Raw genomic sequence first — 24,353 nt, forward strand, 5'->3', positions numbered from 1 at the left:
GCCAATGATACATAACGTTCGATTGCTGCTAGCAATGTGGCTAGGAATTACCTCGTTAGGTTATAGCCAAAAACAAATTGCGATTACTATTGATGATCTGCCAACCGTATCGAGCTACTACGTTACACTTGATGGGCAAAAACAGCTGACGCAAAAGTTGCTGGCTCATTGTGCTACGTTCCAGGTTCCGGCCATTGGCTTCGTCATTGCTGGTAAATTACAACATGATGCACAACCAGATCCGAACGCTATCAAACTGTTATCCATGTGGTTGAACGCAGGTTTAGAGCTGGGAAATCACACATTCGCGCACAAAGATTATAATCTCGTTACGTTCGAAGAAATGAAAAACGATGTTATTTCTGGTGAGAATATGGTCAAAAACCTTGTCCAAAATCAGCGTAAACCGTTTCGGTTTTTCAGGCATCCCTATTTGCGAAAAGGCGATACGCAAGCTAAAAAGGATTCACTCGAAGCGTTTTTGAAACAACGTGGCTATCTGGAAGCGCCCGTTACGGTGGATAATTCGGACTGGCTATTTTCCAGAGCTTACGACAACGCATTGCTGCTTGGGGATACGTTGCTGTCGTCGCAGGTGGGTAAACGCTACGTTGAGTACATGACTGACTGCGTGGCCTATTACGAAGCACAGAGCGATTCACTTTTCGGTCGGCCGATTAAGCAAACCTTGCTAATTCACGCCAACACTATCAACGCTGATTACCTGGGCGCTTTGTTTGCACGACTGAAGCAACGCGGCTACAGATTCATCCCATTGAGCGAAGCATTGACTGATTCTGCTTATAAAACAGATGATCGATTTTATGGAAAAGGTGGGATTTCGTGGCTGCACCGCTGGGCGCTGACGAAGGGAAAGAAAGGGGCTTTTTTTAAAGGCGAGCCTGAAGTTCCGGCGATGGTTGATGAGCTGGCGAACAGGAAGTTATAGAGTTATAATCCAATAACCTTATAACTCTATAACTTTTTCAAGTAATCTCCTGATTCAATTACTCTTAATTCATTAGAAGGGAAATTGTACAAATAAATCCAGCAACGTAGCGTTTCGCCAGCACAATTAATGGGAACGATAACTCGAATGTACTCGTGTGGTTGCTCGAACGTAGCACCGATTCCTTCGTACTCATCCAGACGTAGCAATAGCTCAGCCTTATGCTGGCGGATTTCATAAATATCGCCCCGAACAAAACTGCCACTGTCAGGTTGATAAATAGCGCCCGGATACGTACCGATGTCGAAAAGCTGACCAGAAAAATTACCTTCGCCAACGTATTGGCTATGCTGGTGAAGATATTGGGCAAATGGATTCTGGAAGGAGGCACGTAGCGTACCGTAGACAAACAGATAATCAGCGTCCTGCATCATCGAAAACTCAAAAATTTGCGCCTGGCGTATGGACTAATATCACTAATTTAGCGTTACGTTTGAAACGGGTTGATGACATGAAAAAGACAAAAGTAATTCTGATGATAGCCGCGTCGCTGGTGCTGGTAGAGATTCCGTTCGAAACAATGGCGTCTTCCTCGGCTTCGCCCTCTGAAACAGCCATCTTCAAACGCAAGCGGAAAGGCTATAAACCCAAGCGCGGAGGTCTGTTTAACACAGGTCTTTTTCGGAAGAAAAACCCCTGTGGTTGCCCAAATCATTAAGCAACTGTTAAGAAATTGGATTTATATCATAGTAAGGCCCTCAGACGGGCCTTTTTTCGTTTTATTAGTTGTAAAAATCTGTGTTTCAGTGTAAAATTTCGTACCTTTGCGCCCTGAACCAGGATTTTAACAAGATTAGAAAGATTTACAGGACCATTACAGCGTCTGCTAATCTTGTTCAATCCTTATAATCGTGCTAAAATCCTGGTTCTGAGACTAAGACATCGTATGCAATCAATTCGCAATATAGCAATCATCGCCCACGTCGACCACGGTAAAACTACGCTGGTTGACAAGATTATTCATGCGTCCAAAATCTTTCGGGATAATCAGGAATTTGGCGACCTGATTCTGGATAATAACGATCTGGAACGCGAACGGGGTATTACCATTGTGTCGAAGAACGTATCGGTACGTTACAAAGATGTTAAAATCAACATCATCGATACACCGGGCCACAGTGATTTTGGGGGAGAAGTAGAGCGCGTGCTGAAAATGGCCGATGGCGTTTGTCTGCTGGTCGATGCCTTTGAAGGTGCCATGCCGCAAACCCGTTTCGTGCTCACCAAAGCCCTACAACTGGGCCTGAAGCCAATTGTGATCATCAACAAAGTCGACAAAGAAAACTGCCGTCCCGATGAGGTGCACGAACAGGTGTTCGATTTGATGTTCAACATTGGTGCTACCGAAGATCAACTCGATTTCCCAACGGTCTATGGTTCGTCGAAACAAGGCTGGATGGGCCCCGACTGGCAGAAGCCAACCGATAACATTACGTATCTGCTCGATACGATTATTGAGACAATTCCGGCTGCACCGGTGAACGAAGGTTTACCGCAAATGCAGGTTACCTCGCTCGATTATTCGTCGTTCGTGGGTCGTATCGCTATCGGCCGTGTACATCGTGGTACGTTGAAAGAAGGTGCCAGCATGGGCCTGATGAAAGCCGATGGTACGGTGAAGCGGGTACGTATCAAGGAACTGCAGACGTTTGAAGGACTGGGTAAACAGAAAGTTGCCGAAGTAAGCAGTGGCGACATCTGCGCCGTAACGGGTCTGGAAGATTTCGAAATTGGTGATACGTTGACCGATTACGATAATCCAGAAGCACTCGACCGGATTTCGGTTGATGAGCCGACGATGAATATGCTCTTCACCATCAACAACTCACCGTTTTTCGGCAAGGAGGGCAAATTCGTTACGTCGCGCCACCTACGTGATCGGTTATACAAAGAGATCGAAAAAAATCTGGCGCTACGGGTCGAGAATACTGACAGTGAAGATCGCTTCCTGGTGTATGGCCGGGGTATTCTGCACCTTTCAGTATTGATTGAAACCATGCGTCGCGAAGGCTACGAATTACAAGTTGGCCAGCCGCAGGTGTTGTATAAAGAAGATGAGAACGGCCAGAAACTCGAACCCATCGAAACACTGGTTGTTGACGTACCGGAAGAAACCGCCGGTAAAGTGATCGAACTGGCTACCCAGCGCAAAGGCGAACTGCTGATTATGGAGCCAAAAGGTGATTTACAGCACCTTGAGTTCGAAATTCCGTCGCGCGGCCTGATCGGTTTACGTTCGAACGTACTGACCGCTACGTATGGTGAAGCTGTGATGAGCCACCGATTCAAAGAATATCAGCCATTTAAGGGCGTTATTCCAGAGCGTATCAACGGTTCGATGATTTCGATGACGACAGGCCAGGCAACGGCTTACTCGATTGACAAACTGCAGGATCGGGGCCGGTTCTTCGTAGAGCCAGGTGAAGAAATCTACACCGGCATGGTTATTGGCGAACACAATCGGCAGAACGACATCGTGGTGAACGTTCAAACGGCGAAAAAACTGACGAACATGCGTGCGTCGGGTTCGGACGATAACGTAAAAATCGCGCCAAAAATCAGTTTCTCGCTCGAAGAGTCGATGGAGTATATTCAGAAAGATGAATATCTGGAAGTTACGCCCAAATCGATTCGAATGCGTAAGATTTTCCTCGATGAAAACGAGCGGAAACGGAACGAAAGTAAATTCGCAATGGCTTAAAAATTTGCCATGCAATGCATAAAAAAATCCCCGGCCATGTGGTCGGGGATTTTTTGTATAAGTCAATCAAATTAGAAAACCCAGATTCAACAGATTTAGTAACTACTTCCTCCAGCCAGTACTACCTAAACTAAATGCAAATGTTGGACGTGAACTAACAGGAACAACTAAGGGAGACATTACGGTTACAGGTTTTACCTCTGCATTCTGAGCGGCCATATACTCCGCCTGCCGACGTTTGTGGTAGTAGCCTGCCACAAAAAGTGAGATACCAATGAGGGCCATCATAATCTTTTTCATAACGGTTGTTTTGCTTACTAAAAAGTGCAGATATGCATGTGTTGATCCAGAAATCTGTTAATTCTGCACCAAGTTATAGATACGTTATGCATATGCTACAGACCACTTATTGAACGGTTTCCTATCGCTAAACTGTTCAGCCACGTTGAGACTGCATTACTCCCCAAAAGGTGACACTTTGTCTATTAAATTTTTATGACGTAGTGTAAAAAAACTGCAACCAAGGAGATAGTATGGATGAAAACAGATAAGGTAAAAACTAATCAATTCGATAGAGTTTTCAACGTTTGATCGATAAGATAACCGGCCGCCCTACGAATTGTTAAGAAATTTAAGATACTACCAACCTAGATTTAAGGTTTTCATTCAGAAACTAACTCCTAATCGAACTGCCACACGATTGTAAACACGCGTTTCATGTTTAGCTAATTCGTTAACGAACAAGGCTTTATCTGCTTCTGCTTCCTGCCGTTTGTAACTTAGGGCCATCACGAAGTTAGAGTTTGAAATTTTTCCAATCCGGAAGCCAATTCCTGGCGAAATGACCCAGCCGCCCGTTGTTTTATAACCCGCTGCATCCTCATTGAGCCAGGTAAAGCCCCAACCCGTATCCAGACTGGCAAAAACGCGTAAGTTTTTATTATTGGGGCGGGCGAGGTCGTAACGGGCACCGGCGCAAACAGGCGTCAGTAAAGCAGCATTATACCAGTCGACACCAACCGTAGCGCCAACCGCCAGTCGTGGATTCAGTTGGATTCCGTTAAACGTCTGTGCCGTAAGATTGACCCGTTTCGATACCGTCTCTGCGCCCTGAGTACCAAATTTCACCTGTCCGAACAGCGCGCCGATTTCGGTCATGTTGGTAAATACAGGTTTAAACGGAGTCGTTTGTCCCATGGCCATAACAGGAACCAGCCAGCCCAGAATGAGTGCTATTTTTCTCATAATACAGGATGGTTTATAAAGCATAGGGCCGGCTGACCATAATTTTGCTGAGCTGGCGTAATTGGGCTGGGTTCGTGTAGTCGAACTGGTAGAGGCCATCTTTACCAATCATCAGAAGTGTTTTATTCAGCGGAATCACATCGTAAGCATCCTGGCCAGTCAGATGCTCCATTTGCTTAACATCGAGCGCCGACGTAGCATCGAACGTTTTTAGACCGTACTTTCCTTCACAGATGAATAGATTTGGGAAATCGACACCCAGGCCGTGCGGATTCTCCATCGGATAGCTTTTAATCAGTCGAGGAGCCGTTAAGCTGCTGATATCTACTACGTCGAGCTGATTGGTATAACCTCCGCACTGGGTTCCATTACGTAACGTTACGTAGGCAATATCGCCGTTTACAGCTACCGGATCGCAGACACGCGCGTGCTGGAACGTAGAAAGGCGGGTCGGATTGGCCGGATTCGAATTATCGTAAATCAGCATTCCGGTTTGTGAACCGATGAATAGCTTGTCTTTATACGGGAAGATAGTTTCGATGCCTGTGCCCAGATTCACACGGCTGCTCTGCTTCGGATTCGCTGCATTCTGGATATTAAACAACTGCATGTCCGACTGACTGACCGTGTACAGAAAGTTGTTGTATAGGGCAAATCGCGCCATCGAACCCGCCGTACCATTGTTGCCCGGTGCTACTTTGCTGTCGGAACTAGCCGATGCAAACACCATGTCGATCATACAAGTTGGGCAACTAGACCAGCCTGACGAACCCGCTACGTCGCAGTCGGTTTTTCTTGTCTCCGTTACGTAATCCACCCGTTGATCGCTCAGTGTCAGCGTTTGGGCATTTACGTTCCACCAGCCTCCTTCAAACTGCCCATTCGTAAATACCGACTGTACCCGGTTTACTTCTTTAGGTTGTGCCGGATTGGTGATGTCGAAAGCTACTAAATCCATATAGCTATCGGCATACAGAATGTTGTCGCGAACGGCCATATCGCCATTGCCTGGAATCCGCAAAAAAGCAATCTTCTTAGGGGCAGACGGGTCGCGGTTATCAATGATGTGAATCCCTTCTTTTAGTTCATTGATAAACAGGTAGCCACTTTTGGTGTAGATTTTCCCGGGCTGTTTCAGATCGCGGGCTTCTTCAACCCGAACACCTTCACGAACTTGGGTTAAGGTTAACGTAACGGGCGTATATCGGCGAAACGTGCGCGTTTCCTCGCAACGGTCAGTACAACTAGTTTGACAAAACAGGGGAACAATAAGCAGGAAAAGTAGACGATTTGCTTTCATAGCGCCAAAAGGTGAGGTTATGAATGTAAGATTCTCAATACGTTAAAAGCGTTGGAAGACGTAGCAAAAAAATTACCCGGCTGTCTTAACTACGGCCGGGTAATGTTAATCTTACACAAAAAGTTAAGCAATTATTGTCGTTGATACTGATACGTTGCCCCATCGGCAATTGTGGCTCCTTTTGGGACACGTTCCGATAAATACAGTGTCTTGTCAACCCGGCGGAAAGGTTGCTCCGTCGAATCGATTGAGTAAAAAATAGTGCCTTGAGCATCGCTGCCACCAGATAGCGAAAATGACGTCGATGGTTTAGCAACTCCGTTACGTACCTGTTGAAACGTACCCCCTTCGTAAGAGCCCGTAAACGTCAGCGTTTCTGAATAACCGGCTTCGGCTGCTGTAACCGTTTTGTTGGTCATCGGATACGTAATACTAACTAGCGTCCATTCTCCAGACAATGGAGAAGGAATTACACAGCCACACATAGGCCGTTCACAGCTGAAGACCAGCAGGATTAACAAAAGGCTGGAAGAAGCTAGTCGGTATCTTTTCATCGCTATTTCACTCGTTTATAAACCAGCTCTCCCGGTTTGTCGCCACCGTAAGTCAGCTTGAGTTGATCGGCTGTTAACTCGTACCGAACAACGGCTTTCAGGTTCGTGTAATACGCTTGCTCAAACTGCATGGCGGCTGGTTCGCCCCCTACTTTGGTTGAGCTAATGGGATCAACGACCATCATGCCATCAATCGTAGCGAAAAAACGCGCACTGTATTCATTAACCGGCGAACGGCCGCCCCCAAACAGGGGCGTTACGTCGTTAGGCGGATTTTTTTCGTCCAGCGTGAAATTCAGGTTTACTTCATAGGCCGACGTTGGGTCTACCAGTTGCCAGTTGCCGAGCAGGGTGGCAATTTTCGGCGATAGGTCATCATTTTTTTTGCTGCACTGAGTGAGCGTGAGCAGGCTGATCAGCGAAAGAAGTAGAAACGATGCACTTCTAAATGACTTCATGACTTTCATAGTTTATGGCAAAAAATAGTTGGAGTTATAAAGGTACAACTGCTCAACAAGTTGAATGGTTGACTTTTAGTGTAAGGCCAAACAACCTTCTTGCCAAACCTCTATTGCCTTAGTTATCAAGCCGTTTTTTGTTATGCGGACGAAAAACAAATTAATTTTTCGATACGGTTGGATTCGCGATTTTCCCAACGAACAAAACCGTACCCGACGTTTTTTCGTGAATAACAAACACAAACGGACGATTACACAGCGTTGGCATAGGCACCGACGTAGTGACAACCCCGACGCTGGTAACTGCGGCCGCTTCGGTTCCCTTTTCGTCTACCGCAACGAACGTATTCTGCTTCACGAAACTGAGTTTTAAGCCGGTGGCCGTGCTTATTTTGCTTAAATCAGCTCCATCGGTGAATGCAGTGGGCATACCCATACCCTGCAATACGTCGTTCAGCGTAATTTCATAATCCATCGTAAACTTCGGCAAACCAAAATCGACGGTGGCTTCTGTCATGTCTTTTTGCAATTGCGTCCAGTCGGATTCAGTGAAGCTGGCCAGCAAAGCGTCGGCCGATGAATTTTCGGCGGGCAGTAATACCGTCATGGCATACTTATCAGAACCGTAAGGAAGCTCGAAGGCGCCGTAAGTGGGATGAAATGCCCGACGCATAGCCATGTTCTGACGCATCATTTTCACCGTCGTCTGACCACCCGAAGCCAGTTTAAAGGGCGAATCGACCGTTAACTCTGGCTTGAACTGCGATTTCCAGTCGCCCTTGAAATACAGCGCGTTCAGCAGAAACAGTACGTTATCCGGATTGATCTGGTCAATCACTTTTGGAATTTTACCGTTTGTTTTCTGACTCGCCCAACTGTTAATATCACTTAGCGTGGATGGGCTATTGAAATCTTTGGCAGCAATCTCCGCCTTGAACGACTGCTTCAGCAAATCCTGATACGTAGTAGACACCGGATACGTATTGCGATACCAGACCGAATTAGCCAGACTCAATGTCACTTTGGGGTCCACGCCGGGCAGATTCTCCATCAGATTCTGATACGTCTGATTGGCTTCGGCCAGCGTCTGCGCATCCAGTTTCAGCGTTTTCTGAATCTCCTGCGCCGTTTGACCGTTTGCTCCATTCAGCACCATGCCCAGCGCGATATGAAGACTCAGGGGCGAAATAAATACGTTTTTAGCAGTACCTTCCTTCACGCTTACACGCTTGGCCAGGTCGAACGCGAATTGCGTTGTCTGATTCGCAAATGGGGTCGAAACGCGCAAATTCTCTGCCGTACTAGTACCTCCGTCCCCCGGTGATACGTCGGCGTTTTTGCAACTCACCGCCAACAGCAACAGACTGCCTGTCAGTACGGTTACGGCCGAAAAAAGATTCGTTCTCATGGTTCATTATGATTTGTTGTTATTGACACGCTGCCTTCGTCTCCCGAAGCTTCCGCAGGTTTTCAACAAGTCCCTCGAAACCAGGGATTGTTCCATTATAGGGAAACGTAACCCGGTGTTTCTGGCCGCTGAGCTCCAGTTCGATGTACTCCGCACCACCGTCGGCGCAGTCCGGGCAACCAATTCGTTCGGGTTGTTTGTTGAACTCATCCACGTTAGCAGCCGCTTTTACGGCATTCCAGTCGGCTTCGCTAATGGTAAACGAGCAATTTCGAGGCTCAAGTGGAGTTGTCTGACGACCTCCCCCGATTTCGTTGAGTGTTACGTTGGTTTTATCGAAAACGTAATTCTTATAACAATAGCCAACGCAGAAGCCAAACGATGTGCCACTACGGACAATTAAATCTGTATTGAGATTTTCTGGATTCAGAGAATCAACGTTACTGCTGCATTGAACGAAGAGCAACGTTACGGCGAAAAGATTTCCAAGACGTTTCATAATCGTTGTTTGTTTAAAAATTATAATCAACTCCAAAACTCATTCCCATCACGGTCGGATGGCTTTGTATCTGCGATTCGGCTGGCGTGCTGGCTACGATAGAAGGTTGATAAACACCGGCTAGTGAAGCAGACCACTGACCCGACGGCCGGTATCGAAAACGGGCACCCATGGTAGCAGCCAGCGAAAGCGGCCGATAAACACCATCTTTTGCTGTCACTACCACATCATTACCAACCGTGTTCCTGACGAAAATGTTGGTCAGAAAACCGCCTAGTAAGGCCAATCCCAGACGTTTACGCGGACGTAGCTGATAGCCCACCTGCACCGGAACCTGCACATATTGATAGTTGTTGGTCAGCACCTGCTGGTTGCGCTCGTTGTAAACAGCCTGGTTGACGTAGTTGATGCTGGCACCTGTCATCTTGTCGGCAGCTACAGCGGCATAACCGCTATTGTGGCTGCTTGTATTACGTAGCGCATCCAGAAACAGGTTGCTACTTGTAGTAACAGGCGTGGTGTTTGTACTGACCAGGCCAGAAACGCTCCCCGCCGATTGGATAGGCGTTTCCACCGTTGAACGACCCGCCAAATAACCAACCCCCGACTCAATTGACCAGTGCTCGGTTACCTGAACCCCTGCGCCAGCCTGATATGCCACCGAAAAATTAGCCCGGCTATTGACCGAGGGCTGAACGGCCTGTAACGTATTGGTTGGTGTATTCTGATAAGCGTTATTGGCCAAAGCCAGCACCGGGGCCGACTGTACCGACACCATCGGATTAAATGTTCCCGACATCATACCAACCGAAGCCCACATTTCCTTACGGTCGCGTTTGCGCGTCGCTACGTCGGCTACAAGCGGTGCTTCTGCCGGACGGAACCAGACAATTCGCTGAATTGGGCGCGCACCACCGATGCGAAGCGGTTTATTCCGCAACTGACTGTAAGACGTCACCAGGTACGTATTTTCATTCAACGTTACGTTGGCAGTTGCCTCTGCACCAGCGTTGGCAGACGTAGCAGGTAATCCATAACCCGTGGCCACTCTCTGGAACGAGGCATCTGGAAATGAAACAAATGCAGGCTGGCTTTGAATCTGGCCAGACCGGGTAGAACCAGCAGCGAGTTTTTGCTGGGTAGCTACAGTTGCCGCAAACCGGTCAGAAACAGACGTAGCAGGTGCCGAAGCAACCGCGTTACGTTGCAGTTTCGTTCTGGAAGCGATCCTATCGGAAGCGTTTTGATCAGACGTACTGACCTGATTCACTTTATATCGACGTACTGTTTTATCCGTTGACTTTTTTGTTTCCAGAGTTGCTACGTTATCAGAATCGGTTTTCCTGTCAGAATTCGCTACGTTATCTGTTCCACTTTGTTCCGATTGTTTGTGTACCTGACTGATACGTTGCTCCGGTTTATCGACCGACAACGTAGTAAACGTCCACCAGCCCAACAGCACCAACATTACTGCAGCCGCCACGCGCATGCCCCACATCAACGACTGCGACGAAGCCAGTCCATTACCCCACAGAGGCAGTATTTTAGGCCCGCTGGATTCGTCTAACCGGCGCTCAATCGTGTCCCACACCCGAGGAGGGGGCATTTCGCTGGCTTCGTCAAATACCTTTCGCCACAGGTCGTCGGGTATGTTCTTGTCTAATTCATCCATTTCGTTCCTTGTCATTAAGAGCGTCCTTGTGCCGGATGCCCATCAGAGTATAATTTTTGCTGTAATAGCCCCCTTGCGCGGGCATACTGCGATTTTGACGTTCCTTCTGCAATGTCAAGTAGCTCGGCAATTTCCGGGTGAGTATAGCCTTCTATAGCGTAGAGATTGAATATGGTACGGCAGCCGGCTGGCAATTCCTGAATCAGCTGCAACAGATACTTATAATTCAGCGTTGGCAAACTTTCATCGGCCTGGGGCAGCACAGGGGCCATTTCCTGAACGTCGGCTGCGTTTTCCCAAGGTTTATTTTTCCGTAATTCTTTCAGTGCCGTATTAATCACAATCCGTTTCAACCACGCTTCCAGCGGACACTCAAACCGAAATGAATCGATATGTCGGTAAATCTTCACAAACGCATCCTGCAACACATCTTCCGCTTCGTCGGAGTCTTTTATGTACCGTTTACAAAGGACAAAGAGCTTACCGGCAAACCGCTCGTAGAGCAGCCGCTGCGAAACCCGGTTCTGTTGTCGGCATCCTTCGACTAGTGCGTAATCATCCTGCATAGCAACGTTGACCTATCTATGACCCTGACTGTCAAGCAAGGGTTGGAAACAGGCCACAAAAAAATAATTTCCTCTTTCAATTATATACGCTATAAGATAATTCATGTTGAATGCTTTATATCGTAGACGGAAGTCGGCAGTCATTCAAAAACAAAATTACTATGAATCGTCGTGATGCACTTCGCTACACCTTGGGCACCGGTTTGGTAACGCTTACAGCGCCTGGCTGGTCAACGATGTTGTTGGCTGAGAATCGTTTCAAAATTGGTGCCTGCGATTGGTCTATTGGCCCGGCGGGCGATATCAATAGCTTTACGGTAGCGAAACAGATTGGCCTCGACGGGGTTCAGGTAAGTTTAAACACCAAAGATGACCATGAGCATCTGCGCAAGCCCGACGTGCAGCAACAGGTTAAAGCCGCATCCGCTCAGTCGGGCGTGGCGATTGGCGGGCTGGCGATTGGCCTGCTCAACGACATTCCCTACAAATCAGACCCTCGTACCGAACAATGGGTAGAAGATAGCGTGGACGTAGCACAGGCGCTGGGCGTGAAAACGATTCTGCTGGCTTTTTTCAACAACAACGACTTACGAAAAGACAAAAAAGGTAAACAGGTTGTCATTGATCGTCTGAAAGCCGTAGCACCAAAAGCCGAAAAAGCGGGCGTTACGTTAGGCATCGAATCGTGGTTGTCGGCTCCTGAACTCGTGTCGATTTTGGACGCGGTTGGTTCGCCCGCGGTGAAGGTTTATTACGATGTCTGCAACTCGACGGTACGTGGGTATAATATTTTTGATGAAATTCGTAGTCTTGGCAAGTCTCGTATCTGTGAAATTCACCTGAAAGAGAACGGCCATCTACTCGGCCAGGGCGACGTTGATTTGAAGAAAGTGCGGCAGGTGCTTGACGAAATTGACTATTCTGGCTGGTTGCAGATTGAGGGAGCCGTTCCCAAAGGCAAGCCGATGCTGGAAAGCTACATCGAGAATAATAAAACGGTACGTTCGCTATTTAGTTGATTTTCTATGAGTTTGCTCTTCTTGCTACAGTAGCATCTAAGAAGAAACCCGTTTACTAATCCTGAAATTCTGATGAAAAAAATCTTATCCCTGAACCCTTTCTCCCTGGCGCTGACAACGGCGGGTCTGCTATACCTGATTGGGCCGGGCATTCAATCGGATAAATTCACTACGTCTCATCAGAATACAAACCTCCAACGTAGCGTCATCGCCGATCCGGATTCAAACCGATTGTATTTGCCAGATGATCTGGACGTTACGCTCTGGGCTGAGTCGCCGATGTTTTTTAATCCGACCAACATTGACGTTGATGCCAAGGGCCGTGTCTGGGTAACCGAAGCGGTGAATTACCGCAAGTTCAATAACAAAGCGCAAAACCGACTGAACCACCCGGAAGGCGAGCGCGTGATGATTCTGGAAGATACCGATGGCGATGGAAAAGCAGACAATAGTAAAGCTTTTGTTACCGATACGTCGTTGGTGTCGCCCCTGGGTATTGCCGTTTTGGGAAACAAAGTCATCGTGTCGGCAGCTCCCAACCTGGTCATGTACACCGATAATAACGGCGACGACGTACCAGACCAAAAAGAAATCATACTGACGGGTTTTGGTGGCTTAGATCACGACCATTCGCTGCATTCCGTTGTGGCTGGTCCCGATGGGAAGTATTATTTCAATACCGGAAATGCTGGGCCGCACGTAGTAACTGACAAAAACGGTTGGACACTACGTTCCGGAAGTTTATACACCGGCGGCACTCCGTATAACAAAATCAATCACGGCAATCAGGTAAGCGACGATGGCCGCGTCTGGACCGGTGGTATGGCGCTACGTATCGATCCTGACGGTTCCAACCTGAAAGTGATGGGCCATAACTTCCGCAACAACTACGAAACGGCGGTTGATTCGTACGGAAATATGTGGCAAAACGACAATGACGATCAGGTAGTTGCGTGCCGAACGAGTTGGTTGATGGAAGGGGCCAACGCGGGCTATTTCAGCACCGATGGTACGCGCTACTGGCAGGGCGACCAACGTCCCGGTCAAACGGTGCCGACGGCTCACTGGCATCAGGAAGACCCGAACGTAATGCCCGTTGGTGACATCACGGGCGCCGGTTCGCCCACAGGTATGGTTTTTTACGAAGGCGATGAACTAGGGCCGCAATATCGGGGCATGCTTCTCAGCGCCGAAGCCGGGCGTAACGTGATTTTTGGCTACAAACCGGAAGTTTCAGGAGCTGGTTATCGTTTGCAACGTACCAATTTTATCAGTAGCGTAGCCGAAGACAACCCAAACTATAAATGGAACGACATCGACAACGATACCCGTAAGTGGTTCCGTCCCAGCGACGTAGCGGTTGGCCCTGACGGTGCTTTATACATTGCTGACTGGTATGATCCAGTTGTGGGTGGTCACCAGATGAAAGATAGCAAAGGCTACGGCCGGATTTACCGGATTACGCCCAAAGGCAAAAAACTCACCGTACCAAAAATCGATTTAAGCACGACCAGAGGCCAGATTGCTGCCCTCCTAAACCCAGCCATAAACGTTAGAATGCTGGGTTTTGAAGCGCTCAAAGAACAAGGCGAGAAAGCGGTTGAACCCGTAATGGCGTTATTAACCGCCCCTAATCCGTACCACCGGGCACGGGCTATTTTTCTGCTGGCGCAGTTGGGTGCCGAAGGTCAGTTTGAAGTAGAACGATTGCTAAAGGCCGTCGATGCGCCGGTACGGGCTACGGCCCTGCGTGCGCTACGTAGCATTACACCCGAAAACTCGAAAGCTAATCCGGCCTTGACGGCTTCTCAAAAAGCGCTGCTTCCCTTATTGGGAAATCTCTCGACCGATCGCAGTCCGGCGGTACGTCGCGAAGTAGCGGTTGCTATCCGCGACGTACCGTACTACGATTGCCGGTGGTTATTACTGAATCTGGTAAAAGGGTATGATGGGCAAGATCCTTATTACCTGAATGCAATTGGTGAAGCCGCCGACGGAAAAGCAGAGTCATTATTGGCCGATTTGCTGCCTACGCTTCCTGAAGATCCTACGAAATGGGACAAGCGCACGGCCAATCTAATCTGGGAACTTCATCCCGCCAACACCGTCACTCAATTGAAGAAACGTATCGAATCGCCGGAGTTGAATGCTGACGATAAACGGCAGGCACTTACTACGTTGGGTTTCATTAGAACGACAGCTGCTGCCAAAATGATGGTCGATTTCACCAAATCGGCCGATAAAAACGTGGCTGAGCAAGCTACGTACTGGACTAATTTCCGGAGGGGAAACGACTGGGCTAAACTACTCAAGTGGGAGGACGTAATGCCTACAAAACTATCGGCCGAAGAACAGAAAATGCTGGCGAACCGACAGGTGTTGATGGATGAATACAAATCGGATTCTGAAAAGCGGAGAACGGCAATGGAAATGGCCAGCAATCCCGAAGGCGGCAAAGTGCTGGTTGGGTTGGCGGCTGATAAAAAGCTCTCCGACAATCTGATGGCTGCCGTTGCGCCGACTATTCTGAAAAACCCAGACCAAAGCGTTCGGACGATGGCCAAAGAGTATTTCAGCGTAAAACAGGAAGCCCCCGTTGCTGCTGAAACAACGGCTCGTGTTGAAATCAAACCATCAACTGCATCAACGGAGTCGGCTCCGGCCAGAGTAACTGAATCAAGTACGACGGTGAGCACCGACCCGGCCATTGCCGAAATTGCAATGTTGTCAGGGAGTCCGCAGACGGGCCGGTCAATTTTTACGAAAAGTTGTTCGAACTGCCACCGTCACGGTAAACAGGGAAATGACATTGGTCCCGAATTGACGGAGATTCACCAGAAATTTGACAAGAATGGCTTACTGGATGCCATTCTGCATCCCAGCGCGGGTATTGCATTCGGCTACGAACCCTGGCTCGTTACAACGAAAAAAGGACAGGCGTTCTACGGTTTTCTGGTGAGCGATGGCGAACAGACCGTAGTTGTGAAGGGAGTAACAGGGGTGAAGCACACTGTTCCTACCGACCAGGTTGTCTCGCGGAAACAATTCAAAAACAGCCTTATGCCCGATCCAAACGCACTGGGCCTCAGTCAGCAGCAACTAGCTGATTTGACAGCGTTCCTGCTGAAACAGTAAGGGAGAATGATTTATCGTGCTGAGGAATGAAGCCTTAAGCTGCTTCGTTCCTCAGCGTGACAAAAAACATAGTCAATACCGCTAATTAAACCCTTCTTCATAAATCAGAGTCATAGTAGCGAACGTTGTGGAATAAAAATCCTTTACGAATCTATCCCAACAGGCACTCATTGCTACGTACTATGCAACTGCATCTAACAATTTTCTTCTTACTACTTGCTATGGCGGCATCGGCGCAAAACCGTAACCAGCCCGATTATAATCGCGACTGGAAACGAGCCGACTCCCTGGCCGCGAAGGGTTTACCAAAATCGGCACTGGAAATCGCCGACCGAATTTATAAGGAAGCAAAAGCTCAGAAAAACTATCCGCAGGTCACGAAAGCCGCTATGCGTCGGTTAACGTATCGCAATTATTCGGACGAGACGGGTTATAAGGACTTGGTACGTTCGTTGCAGGTAGATATTGCCGAAATACCGGAGCCAGCTAAGTCGATTCTGCAATCGGTTTTGGGCGATACGTACTGGCAGTATTTTCAGCAGAATCGCTACAAATTCTACAACCGAACGACGATCAATACGTCGGATAAATCATCGGGTGACTTTACGACCTGGGACCCACAACAAATGGTTGGGGCAATCACCAAGGCGTATCTGGCTTCGGTACGTTCGAAAGAGTTATTGCAAAAAACGCCGATTTCGGCCTACGATGCCCTACTCGAAAAAGGTGACGCGGATGCTCGCCCGTTACGTCCCACGCTTTATGATTTGCTGGCACACCGCGCCATCGACTTTTTCCAGAATACGGAGCCGGATTTGCTAAAACCCGTTTTCCGTTTCGAGCTGGACCGGGCCGATTATTTCGCGGCACCCACTGCGTTTGTTAAACTCCCGATTCAAAGTCGCGATTCATTATCAGGGCGTTATCAGGCGTTAGCGTTATATCAGGACTTATTGACTTTGCATCTTTCCGACGCTAATCCTGATGCGTTGGCCGATGTCGATGCGTTACGGCTGGCGTTTGTGCATCGCTACAGTGTGTTGCCGGATCGGGATTCAGTTTATCAGAAAAGCCTTGAACAGCAGATCGTTCAGCATAAAAATAAGCCAACTGAAGCGGTTTACGCGTATCAACTGGCTGAGTTTCTGAGCAATTACGGTGGGCCAGTACGTCCGCTGGATGCCGATGAAGAGCAGCCGTCAGAAAAGGCTAATTCAACAAAGTGGAACCATAAAAAAGCCGCTGACTTATGCCGGGATTTGGTTAGTCGTTTCCCAAAAACGCTGGCCGGGAAGCAAGCTGCTCAGTTGTTAAATCGCCTGTTACGTTCCAGTTATTCGGTTCAGGTAGAGCGGGTGAACGTACCGCAACAGCCCTTTCGAGCATTGCTCAACTATCAGAATGTTAATAAAATAACGTATCGTATTGTCCGGTCTTCGGTAAAAGAAGCGCAATCTTACAATGATTTCTTGGACGATAATCGCCGGAAAAAGGCACTCAGTACGTGGCTGAAATGGCCGAACGTAGTGGAAAATACTGTTACGTTGCCCGACGATGGTGATTTAAATCCGCACTCGGTTGAAATTCCATTGGCGGGTTTGCCTGTGGGTCAATATCTGCTTCTGGTCACTAATGAGGCTACGTTTGGTGATAAATCCGAATCGATTCAATACGCAGTCTTTACCGTTTCGTCGTTGAGCTACCTGGCCCAAACGAACCGTAACCAGGATGAGGAATTGACATTGCTGGTAATGAATCGTTTGACGGGCGAGCCGGTGAAAAATGCACAAGTGAGTGTTGAAAGTGAAGCGACGCTGAAGCTCACCCAAAACCGTCAAGTTTTCCTAACGGACGCAGAGGGCCGGGCGAAAACCAAGCCCTATAACGGTGAAATTTATTTCCTGATTACGGCAGGTAATGATACGTTGTTATCGGAACGGCAATATAATAATGGCTATTATGGAAATCGGCAGGAACCGGAGGATGAGCCGCAAGCCCGATTGTTTACTGATCGGGCCATCTACCGGCCGGGGCAGCCGATTTATGTAAAAGGGCTGATTTACAACGGAAAAGACAATCAGTTTAGCGTATTACCCAATCGGGACGTAGAAGTTGAATTGCTGGATAATAACGATGACACAGTAACAAAACAAACCCTGAAAACCAATGAGTTTGGTACGTTCAATGGTAACTTCACTGCTCCGGTTGGCCGACTGACGGGCAATATGACGTTAAAAACGCCCTACGGCAGTACGTCAATCCGCGTAGAAGAATATAAACGACCCACCTTTGAGGTTAAGACCAAACCCATAAAGCAGGCGTTTAAACTGGGGCAGACCATTACGTTATCGGCCGAAGCCAAAACCTTTTCCGGGGCCGTTGTCGACCGGGCCGAGGTGCGGTATCGGGTCGTTCGGAAATTGCGCCAGCGTTGGTCGTGGTGGTATACGCCACGTAACACGAACCAAACTGAAATTACCAACGGAACTGCTCAGACGGATGAAAAGGGGAACGTAAAGCTGACATTCGTAGCCTCGCCCGACCGCGATCAGTCTCGCGAAAGTAATCCCGTTTTTGAGTTCGACGTAACGATTGACGTAACGGATCAGGCTGGCGAGACACGTAGTACCACGCAAACGCTACGTATCGGTTACACGGCGTTGCAGGCCGATTTGACCATTCCTGACCAAGTGGAAATTGGTGACCCCAAGCCGTTTTCACTACGTGTTACGAATCAATCGGGCGAGCGGGTTTCGGCAAAAGGTCAATTGACAATTTCTCAGTTGCAATCGCCTACACGCGTACTGCGTACCCGACTGTGGCAGCGCCCCGACCGCCAGTTATTGAGTCGAGCTGAGTTTGAAAAGATGTTTCCGAACGATTTGTTCGCCAATGAAAACGACCCGCGTTCATGGCCCAAAAGCAACGTAGTACAGCAGCAAGCTATCAATTCGGCAGATTCGTTGATCAAACCAGACATAAGCCGCTACGTTCCGGGTGAATACGTAGCGGAAGTAACGCTTACGGATTCGACGGGCGAAACTACCAAAGAGAGAACGTTCTTTTCTGTTGTCGATGATAAGCAGCCAACGGCTTCGGTACGTCCCGATGGCTGGTTGCAGGTGCGTAAAGCCAAGGCGGAACCGGGAGAAGAAGCCGTGTTTTGGGTTGGTAATAATCAACCCGCGTGGGTGCTGATGTCTGTTGAAGAAAATCGAAAAGTGATTCGGGAAGAGTGGATCAAGACAGACGGTAAGCCCCGGCGCGTTACGTTGCCGGTTACTGAAAAGCAACGCGGTGGCTTTGCCGTCCATTTTGCGATGATACAGAATGGGCGACTTTATCAGAAGACGCAGACCATTACAGTGCCATTCACCAATAAACAGCTTACTATCGACACCAAGACGTTCCGAAGCAAGCTCAAACCCGGCGACCGTGAAGAATGGACATTGACGGTTAAAGGCCTGGACAAGGCACCTGCCGAAATGGTAGCGACGATGTATGATGCGTCGCTTGATGCTTTCGGCCGCCTGGACTGGCCGACGTCATTATACAGTCCGTATTCGCCTGTTTTTTACGGCTGGCGTTCAGGCAGTTTCAGCATAAAAATGGGTGAGTTTCTTCGTTATAATTATAAGCCGGAGCCATCTGTTCCGGTGCGTCAATACGACCAGTTAGCTGTCAATGTCAATGGCTCGGCGGTACGAATTCGTGGACGAGGAGCGCCCAGAGCAATAACTGGCGGTGTTGCTAAAATGAGCCGCGCAAAAGAAGGAGTGAATTATGAGGCTCGATCTCTCGCGGCTGCGGCACCGGGGATGGCTGCAGATAATGATGGGCTTGCCGAAGTGGTGGTGACAGGGTATGGTAACACTAAAAAGCCAGCTGATGGGAATAATCCACCGGTAAATCCGCGCCGGAATTTTAACGAAACCGCGTTTTTCTTTCCACAACTTCAGACTGATGCTCAGGGAAATGTGATTCTGAAATTCACCATGCCCGAAGCGCTCACCCGCTGGCGACTGTTGACGTTCGCGCATACGAAGGACCTTAAAACCGGTACGTTGGAGCGCGAAATCATCACGCAAAAAGAACTGATGATTACGGCCAATGCGCCCCGTTTTCTACGCGAAGGCGACACTATTCGCGTAACGGCACGTATCAATAACCTGAGTGACAAAACGTTGCCGGTAACGGCTAGTCTTACGTTGCTTGATGCTTTAACCGGTGAGCCAATCAGCCAGAAATTAGGGTTGTCGGTGTTGCAAACGAACGTAACGGTTGCGGCCGGTCAGGGTCAGGCGGTAGGCTGGACGTTGATTGTCCCGGCGGGGCTGGATGCCGTTACGTGTCGGCTTACGGCGCAATCGGGCAATTTTACCGATGGTGAAGAGTTTTCGGTACCAATTCTGCCCAGCCGGATGCTCGTAACTGATTCCCAGCCGTTTTGGGTAAACGGGAAAGAAAAGAAAGAATTTCGACTGAAGCCGCTGACAAACCTTAATCCAGAGCTCCCGATCAAACACGAACGATTGACGGTTGAGGTGACGAGCAACCCGGCCTGGTATGCGCTGCAATCGCTGCCGTATCTGATGGAATACCGTTATGAATGCGCCGAACAACTTTTCAGCCGACTATATGCCAATAGTTTGGCGGCTCACATTGTCAGCAGTAAACCGGCATTCCGGGAGGTAATTGCCGAGTGGCAGAAATCGCCACCAAAAAGTCCGTTGGAAGCGAATCAGGAATTGAAAGCCGTTACGTTGGAAAACTCCCCCTGGCTGGCCGACGCCCGCTCCGAAAACGAACGTACTGCAAAACTGGGCCAGCTGCTGGATGCCAATCGAATGGAAAGGGAACAATTTGAGGCATTCGAAAAACTGAAACAGTTGCAGACCGAAACAGGGGGTTTCCGTTGGTTTGGGGGTATGCAACCGAATTTGTCGATAACGTTGCACATCCTGAGTGGTCTTGGGCATTTACAAAAACTGAAGGTGAATTTTCCAGATGCGCTGGAATCGAAAGTGGAAGAAATGCGCGTTAAGGCTGTTTTGTATGCTGATAACGAAATGAAGCAATGGGTAGAAGAACAGAAGAAAATGGACCAGCAGAAGAAAACGAAAGCCATTGGTAGTTGGTATTTCTCAGCGGTTCAATTTCTCTACGCTCGCAGTTTTTATCTCGATACGTTCATCGATAAAAGTATGCTGGCCTATCTGAAACAACGCGTAGCCGATGAATGGACGAAGCAAAGTTTGCAGGGACAGGCGCTTTCGGCAATGGCGTTGTATCGATTTGGCGATGTAAAAACGGCGGAAGGCATTCTGCGTTCGCTACGTGAGCGGGCACGGGAATCGGAAGAGTTAGGGATGTACTGGCCCGATAATACGAGTGGTTTGTACTGGTATCAGACGCCCATCGAAACGCAGTCGTACATCATTGAAGCGTTTGAGGAAATCAAACCTGACCACAAGGCGACCGACGATATGAAACGCTGGCTGCTACGTCAGAAACAAACGCAGTCGTGGTCATCAACTAAAGCGACCACTGAGGCCATTTACGCGCTTCTGCTACGTGGCAGCGACTGGCTAAACACGGGCGTTACTACGCAGGTTAGCCTAGGTGGTCAATCCATCGAAAGCCGCGTAACGAAATCGGATGCCATTACAGGCTATCAGAAAGTGACCTACGCGGCCACTGAGATTAAACCCGAAATGGGTGTGATTCAGGTTGAAAAAACGAACGACGGACCAGCCTGGGGGGCGCTATACTGGCAACATTTTGAACCGTTGGATCGGGTGATGCCGGGGAGTGCGGGATTATCCGTCCAGAAAACGCTCTACGTGCAGAAGGATTCACCGAAAGGCCCGGTCATTACGTCGGTTACGCCGAAAACGGCTTTAAAGCCCGGTGATCTGATAAAAGTGCGTTTGGTTCTGAAAACCGACCGTGTAATGGAATACGTGCATTTGAAAGACAGTCGAGCATCGGGTTTTGAGCCTGTAGCGGTGCTGTCGGGCTATAAATATCAGAACGGGTTAGGTTATTATGAATCGCCCCGCGACGCAAGTACTGATTTCTTTATGAGCTACCTGCCCGTTGGTACACACGTATTTGAATACGAGCTGCGCGTAGCGCAAACCGGCGATTTCTCCGCTGGTGTGGCCACCGTGCAATGTTTCTACGCACCCGAATTTTCGGCTCATTCCGCAGGTGAGCGGGTACGGGTAACAACGAAGTAGAGTTTTAACGAGCTATTATCAACGTAGCAATCCCCAAATGTCATTACGTTCAGCAATGGTATTTGGGGATTGCTACGTTGATAATCATTCGCTTACAAAATTTGTTGATGTGCATCACTGCTCTATAATAGCAACGGCTTCTATTTCAATGCCGAAGCCATAATGCAAAGGCGAACAGGGAACAACGGATCGGGCGGGGCGGTGTTCGCCAAAAAACTGCGCGTAAAGTCGGTTCACTTCACCCCAGTGCTCAATATCAGCAATAAATACAGATGTTTTCAGTACATTTTCCCGCTTGCTACCTGAAGCTGTTAGGATAGCGTCGAGATTGGCCAGTATCTGTTCCGTTTGCTCGGCAACGGTAGCTTCGTTCAATTTTCGTCCGTCGGGCGTGATAGGTAAAATACCAGAGATGAAGATAAGTCCATTATGAACGACGGCCTGCGAATAATGACCGCCGGGTTTTGGCGCATCAGGAGTTTCGATAAAAGTCATGGTGAAAGGGGAGGCCCCGACAGGCTCTGGCTGTCGGTTAGAGCTACGTTGTTAGCCGATACCATGACTCCGACAGCCAGAGCCTGTCGGGGCCGTAGAAGCAACAAACGCCATGTCTTACGATATGGCGTTTGAATTATTAGCGTTTACTACGTCAGACAATCGCGTCGATCAGAGCCGTGATTATAGATACCACAATACTGAACAATAGAGCCGCAATAAAGCCTGTTACGTGAAAATTCGGCACTAGATATGAGGTTAGATACACCATCAATACGTTGAGAACCAAGAGGAATAATCCTAACGTAACGATTGTAATCGGGATGGTCAACACAGTCAGTACAGGCTTAATGAACGCATTCAGAAAACCGAGTACAATGGCTACGATCAGATACGTACCAGCACCTCCGGTTACGGAGACACCCGGAATAAAATAAGCCGCGATCCAGACGGCCACGGCGCTGATTAGAATTCGAATGATTAATCCCATGTAGTGAATGATTTAGATAGTTAGCATTTCCAGAAACAAATAGCCATCGGGAGAAAGGCTCACGTTTCTAGAAATGACAAACTTACCAAAGCCCGCTATTGTTTGGCATGACGATGCTCCAATACGGCGATAATGTCATCTAAATCAATATTTTTCTGTTCAAGCAGCACGAGGAAGTGAAAAAGTAAATCAGCGGCTTCACCTTTGAACAAATCGTCGTTCGAATCTTTGGCTTCAATGACTAGCTCAACCGCTTCTTCACCGACCTTCTGCGCAATTTTATTGACGCCCCGATTGAACAACGTAGTGGTATAAGACTTTTCGGACGGATTTACTTTCCGGTCGTGAATAATTCCCTGAAGATAATTCAGAAACTGGCCTTTACCCGTTGTGCGTTGATTAACTTCATCAAAACACGTATCAGCACCCGTATGGCAAACCGGACCGGCGGGGTTGGCCTTGATTAGCAACGTATCACCATCGCAATCGACCCGGATTTCCTGAACGTGCAGAAAATTATTAGAGGTTTCGCCTTTGGTCCAGAGCCGTTGTTTGCTGCGGCTGAAAAAAGTCACTACGTTCTCAGCAACGGTTTTGTCATAAGCTTCCCGGTTCATGTACCCGAGCATCAGCACTTTGCCCGTTTGAGCATCCTGAATTACAGCGGGAATTAGACCATCAGGCGATTTATCGAAATTTAGTTCGGAATTCATGCCGCAAAGGTAATCCACTACGCCCGAATCGACTGCACAAACTCGCGAATGCTATCGGCCGACGTACCGTTTTCCTGTAAATGCCGGATGAAAGCAGTACCTATAAAGGCTCCATTCGAATACTGGCTGGCCGTATCAAACGTCTGGTGGTCTTTAATACCAAAGCCAATCAGGTGCGGGTTGCGCAGATTCATTGCCTGAATACGTTCGAAATAGTCGCGCATGGAATCGCTCACGCCCTTTGTCGAACCGGTAATACTGGCCGAAGAAACCATATAAATAAACCCATCAGACTCGTCATCAATCTTACGAATGCGGTTTTCAGAGGTTTGGGGCGTAATGAGGTTCACATTTATGATGCCATATTCCCGGAACGTAGCGGCATAGTCGGACAGATACAGATCAAGCGGTAAATCAGGGATAATGACTCCATCGATGCCAACTTCCTGACATTTCCGGCAGAAATTTTCAACCCCAAACTGAAGCACTGGATTGATATAGCCCATCAGTAGAACCGGCATTTGAACTGGAACGCCAGACTGTTCGTCGCGAAAGCCCTCCAACTGCGCAAACAACGTTTTCAGCGACATGCCGTTGTCAAGCGCCTTACCATTGCTCTGCTGAATGATTTCCCCATCGGCAACGGGGTCAGAATAAGGCATGCCTATTTCTACAAAATCTACTCCAGCAGCCTGTAAACCACGTAGTATAGGCAACGTATCGGTGAGATTAGGAAATCCAGCCGTGAAAAAAATACTTAATAACCGTTCGCTTTTCTGAGCGAATAAATCGGTAATGCGGTTTTGGGTGAGAGTCATATTGTAACGCGGACATTATATCCGCCATG

General features: G+C 48.4%; 20 protein-coding genes. 6 read left to right on the plus strand and 14 right to left on the minus strand.

What is annotated here, in order from left to right:
* The first annotated feature begins 4 nt into the window (after positions 1 to 4).
* Complete coding sequence (locus ACYVF1_RS20690; RefSeq protein ID WP_461082389.1) at positions 5 to 949, plus strand: polysaccharide deacetylase family protein; 945 nt, start codon at positions 5 to 7, stop codon at positions 947 to 949.
* A gap of 26 nt (positions 950 to 975) precedes the next feature.
* Here the strand turns inward: ACYVF1_RS20690 and ACYVF1_RS20695 are convergent, their stop codons facing one another.
* Entirely contained in the window at positions 976 to 1,383 is a 408-nt protein-coding gene (locus ACYVF1_RS20695; RefSeq protein ID WP_461082391.1) for a gamma-glutamylcyclotransferase family protein, read from the minus strand.
* 77 nt (positions 1,384 to 1,460) lie between these two features.
* Between ACYVF1_RS20695 and ACYVF1_RS20700 the strand changes: the two genes are divergently transcribed.
* Together ACYVF1_RS20700 and typA are read left to right on the plus strand one after the other, a co-directional pair.
* Positions 1,461 to 1,667, plus strand: a complete 207-nt coding sequence (locus ACYVF1_RS20700; protein WP_461082393.1) for a hypothetical protein — start codon at positions 1,461 to 1,463, stop codon at positions 1,665 to 1,667.
* A 228-nt stretch (positions 1,668 to 1,895) separates the two neighbouring features.
* Positions 1,896 to 3,710 carry a translational GTPase TypA gene (gene typA, locus ACYVF1_RS20705; RefSeq protein ID WP_461082395.1) on the plus strand — a complete coding sequence of 605 codons (1,815 nt, stop codon included), beginning with the start codon at positions 1,896 to 1,898 and terminating at the stop codon, positions 3,708 to 3,710.
* 102 nt (positions 3,711 to 3,812) lie between these two features.
* Here the strand turns inward: typA and ACYVF1_RS20710 are convergent, their stop codons facing one another.
* From ACYVF1_RS20710 to ACYVF1_RS20750, 9 genes are all read right to left on the minus strand, one after another.
* Positions 3,813 to 4,010, minus strand: coding sequence for a hypothetical protein (locus ACYVF1_RS20710; RefSeq protein ID WP_461082397.1), 198 nt, complete (start codon positions 4,008 to 4,010; stop codon positions 3,813 to 3,815).
* A 366-nt stretch (positions 4,011 to 4,376) separates the two neighbouring features.
* The gene (locus ACYVF1_RS20715) at positions 4,377 to 4,955 is read right to left on the minus strand and encodes a hypothetical protein (protein ID WP_461082399.1); all 579 of its coding nucleotides are present in this window, start codon (positions 4,953 to 4,955) and stop codon (positions 4,377 to 4,379) included.
* Positions 4,956 to 4,968: 13 nt separating this feature from the next.
* Entirely contained in the window at positions 4,969 to 6,255 is a 1,287-nt protein-coding gene (locus ACYVF1_RS20720; RefSeq protein ID WP_461082401.1) for an LVIVD repeat-containing protein, read from the minus strand.
* Positions 6,256 to 6,386: 131 nt separating this feature from the next.
* Positions 6,387 to 6,713 (minus strand): hypothetical protein, encoded by a 327-nt coding sequence (locus ACYVF1_RS20725; protein ID WP_461082403.1) that lies wholly within the window; start codon positions 6,711 to 6,713, stop codon positions 6,387 to 6,389.
* Between the two features lie 98 nt (positions 6,714 to 6,811).
* On the minus strand, positions 6,812 to 7,267 hold the full coding sequence (locus ACYVF1_RS20730; RefSeq protein ID WP_461082405.1) for an META domain-containing protein: 456 nt from the start codon (positions 7,265 to 7,267) through the stop codon (positions 6,812 to 6,814).
* Between the two features lie 160 nt (positions 7,268 to 7,427).
* Entirely contained in the window at positions 7,428 to 8,675 is a 1,248-nt protein-coding gene (locus ACYVF1_RS20735) for a serpin family protein (RefSeq protein ID WP_461082407.1), read from the minus strand.
* Positions 8,676 to 8,694: 19 nt separating this feature from the next.
* The gene (locus ACYVF1_RS20740) at positions 8,695 to 9,174 is read right to left on the minus strand and encodes a hypothetical protein (RefSeq protein WP_461082409.1); all 480 of its coding nucleotides are present in this window, start codon (positions 9,172 to 9,174) and stop codon (positions 8,695 to 8,697) included.
* Between the two features lie 13 nt (positions 9,175 to 9,187).
* Positions 9,188 to 10,861 carry a hypothetical protein gene (locus tag ACYVF1_RS20745; RefSeq protein WP_461082411.1) on the minus strand — a complete coding sequence of 558 codons (1,674 nt, stop codon included), beginning with the start codon at positions 10,859 to 10,861 and terminating at the stop codon, positions 9,188 to 9,190.
* The gene (locus ACYVF1_RS20750) at positions 10,861 to 11,412 is read right to left on the minus strand and encodes an RNA polymerase sigma factor (RefSeq protein ID WP_461082413.1); all 552 of its coding nucleotides are present in this window, start codon (positions 11,410 to 11,412) and stop codon (positions 10,861 to 10,863) included. The genes ACYVF1_RS20745 and ACYVF1_RS20750 overlap by 1 nt, the downstream gene beginning before the upstream one ends.
* Before the next feature lie 161 nt (positions 11,413 to 11,573).
* Between ACYVF1_RS20750 and ACYVF1_RS20755 the strand changes: the two genes are divergently transcribed.
* From ACYVF1_RS20755 to ACYVF1_RS20765, 3 genes are all read left to right on the plus strand, one after another.
* Complete coding sequence (locus ACYVF1_RS20755) at positions 11,574 to 12,431, plus strand: sugar phosphate isomerase/epimerase family protein (RefSeq protein ID WP_461082415.1); 858 nt, start codon at positions 11,574 to 11,576, stop codon at positions 12,429 to 12,431.
* Positions 12,432 to 12,503: 72 nt separating this feature from the next.
* Complete coding sequence (locus ACYVF1_RS20760) at positions 12,504 to 15,566, plus strand: PVC-type heme-binding CxxCH protein (RefSeq protein WP_461082417.1); 3,063 nt, start codon at positions 12,504 to 12,506, stop codon at positions 15,564 to 15,566.
* A 182-nt stretch (positions 15,567 to 15,748) separates the two neighbouring features.
* A complete protein-coding gene (locus tag ACYVF1_RS20765) occupies positions 15,749 to 21,808 on the plus strand; it encodes an alpha-2-macroglobulin family protein (protein WP_461082419.1) in 6,060 nt (2,019 codons plus the stop codon).
* A 114-nt stretch (positions 21,809 to 21,922) separates the two neighbouring features.
* Here ACYVF1_RS20765 and ACYVF1_RS20770 read toward each other — a convergent pair whose 3' ends face one another.
* The 4 genes from ACYVF1_RS20770 to trpA all read right to left on the minus strand — a co-directional run bounded on the left by ACYVF1_RS20770 (position 21,923) and on the right by trpA (position 24,324).
* Entirely contained in the window at positions 21,923 to 22,303 is a 381-nt protein-coding gene (locus ACYVF1_RS20770; RefSeq protein ID WP_461082421.1) for a Rid family detoxifying hydrolase, read from the minus strand.
* Between the two features lie 154 nt (positions 22,304 to 22,457).
* The gene (locus ACYVF1_RS20775; RefSeq protein ID WP_461082423.1) at positions 22,458 to 22,793 is read right to left on the minus strand and encodes a phage holin family protein; all 336 of its coding nucleotides are present in this window, start codon (positions 22,791 to 22,793) and stop codon (positions 22,458 to 22,460) included.
* Between the two features lie 95 nt (positions 22,794 to 22,888).
* The gene (gene hisIE, locus ACYVF1_RS20780) at positions 22,889 to 23,506 is read right to left on the minus strand and encodes a bifunctional phosphoribosyl-AMP cyclohydrolase/phosphoribosyl-ATP diphosphatase HisIE (protein WP_461082425.1); all 618 of its coding nucleotides are present in this window, start codon (positions 23,504 to 23,506) and stop codon (positions 22,889 to 22,891) included.
* A 17-nt stretch (positions 23,507 to 23,523) separates the two neighbouring features.
* Positions 23,524 to 24,324: a tryptophan synthase subunit alpha gene (gene trpA, locus ACYVF1_RS20785; RefSeq protein ID WP_461082427.1), complete on the minus strand. Its 801-nt coding sequence runs from the start codon at positions 24,322 to 24,324 to the stop codon at positions 23,524 to 23,526.
* Positions 24,325 to 24,353 lie beyond the last annotated feature (29 nt).

This window comes from Spirosoma flavus, assembly GCF_054778555.1.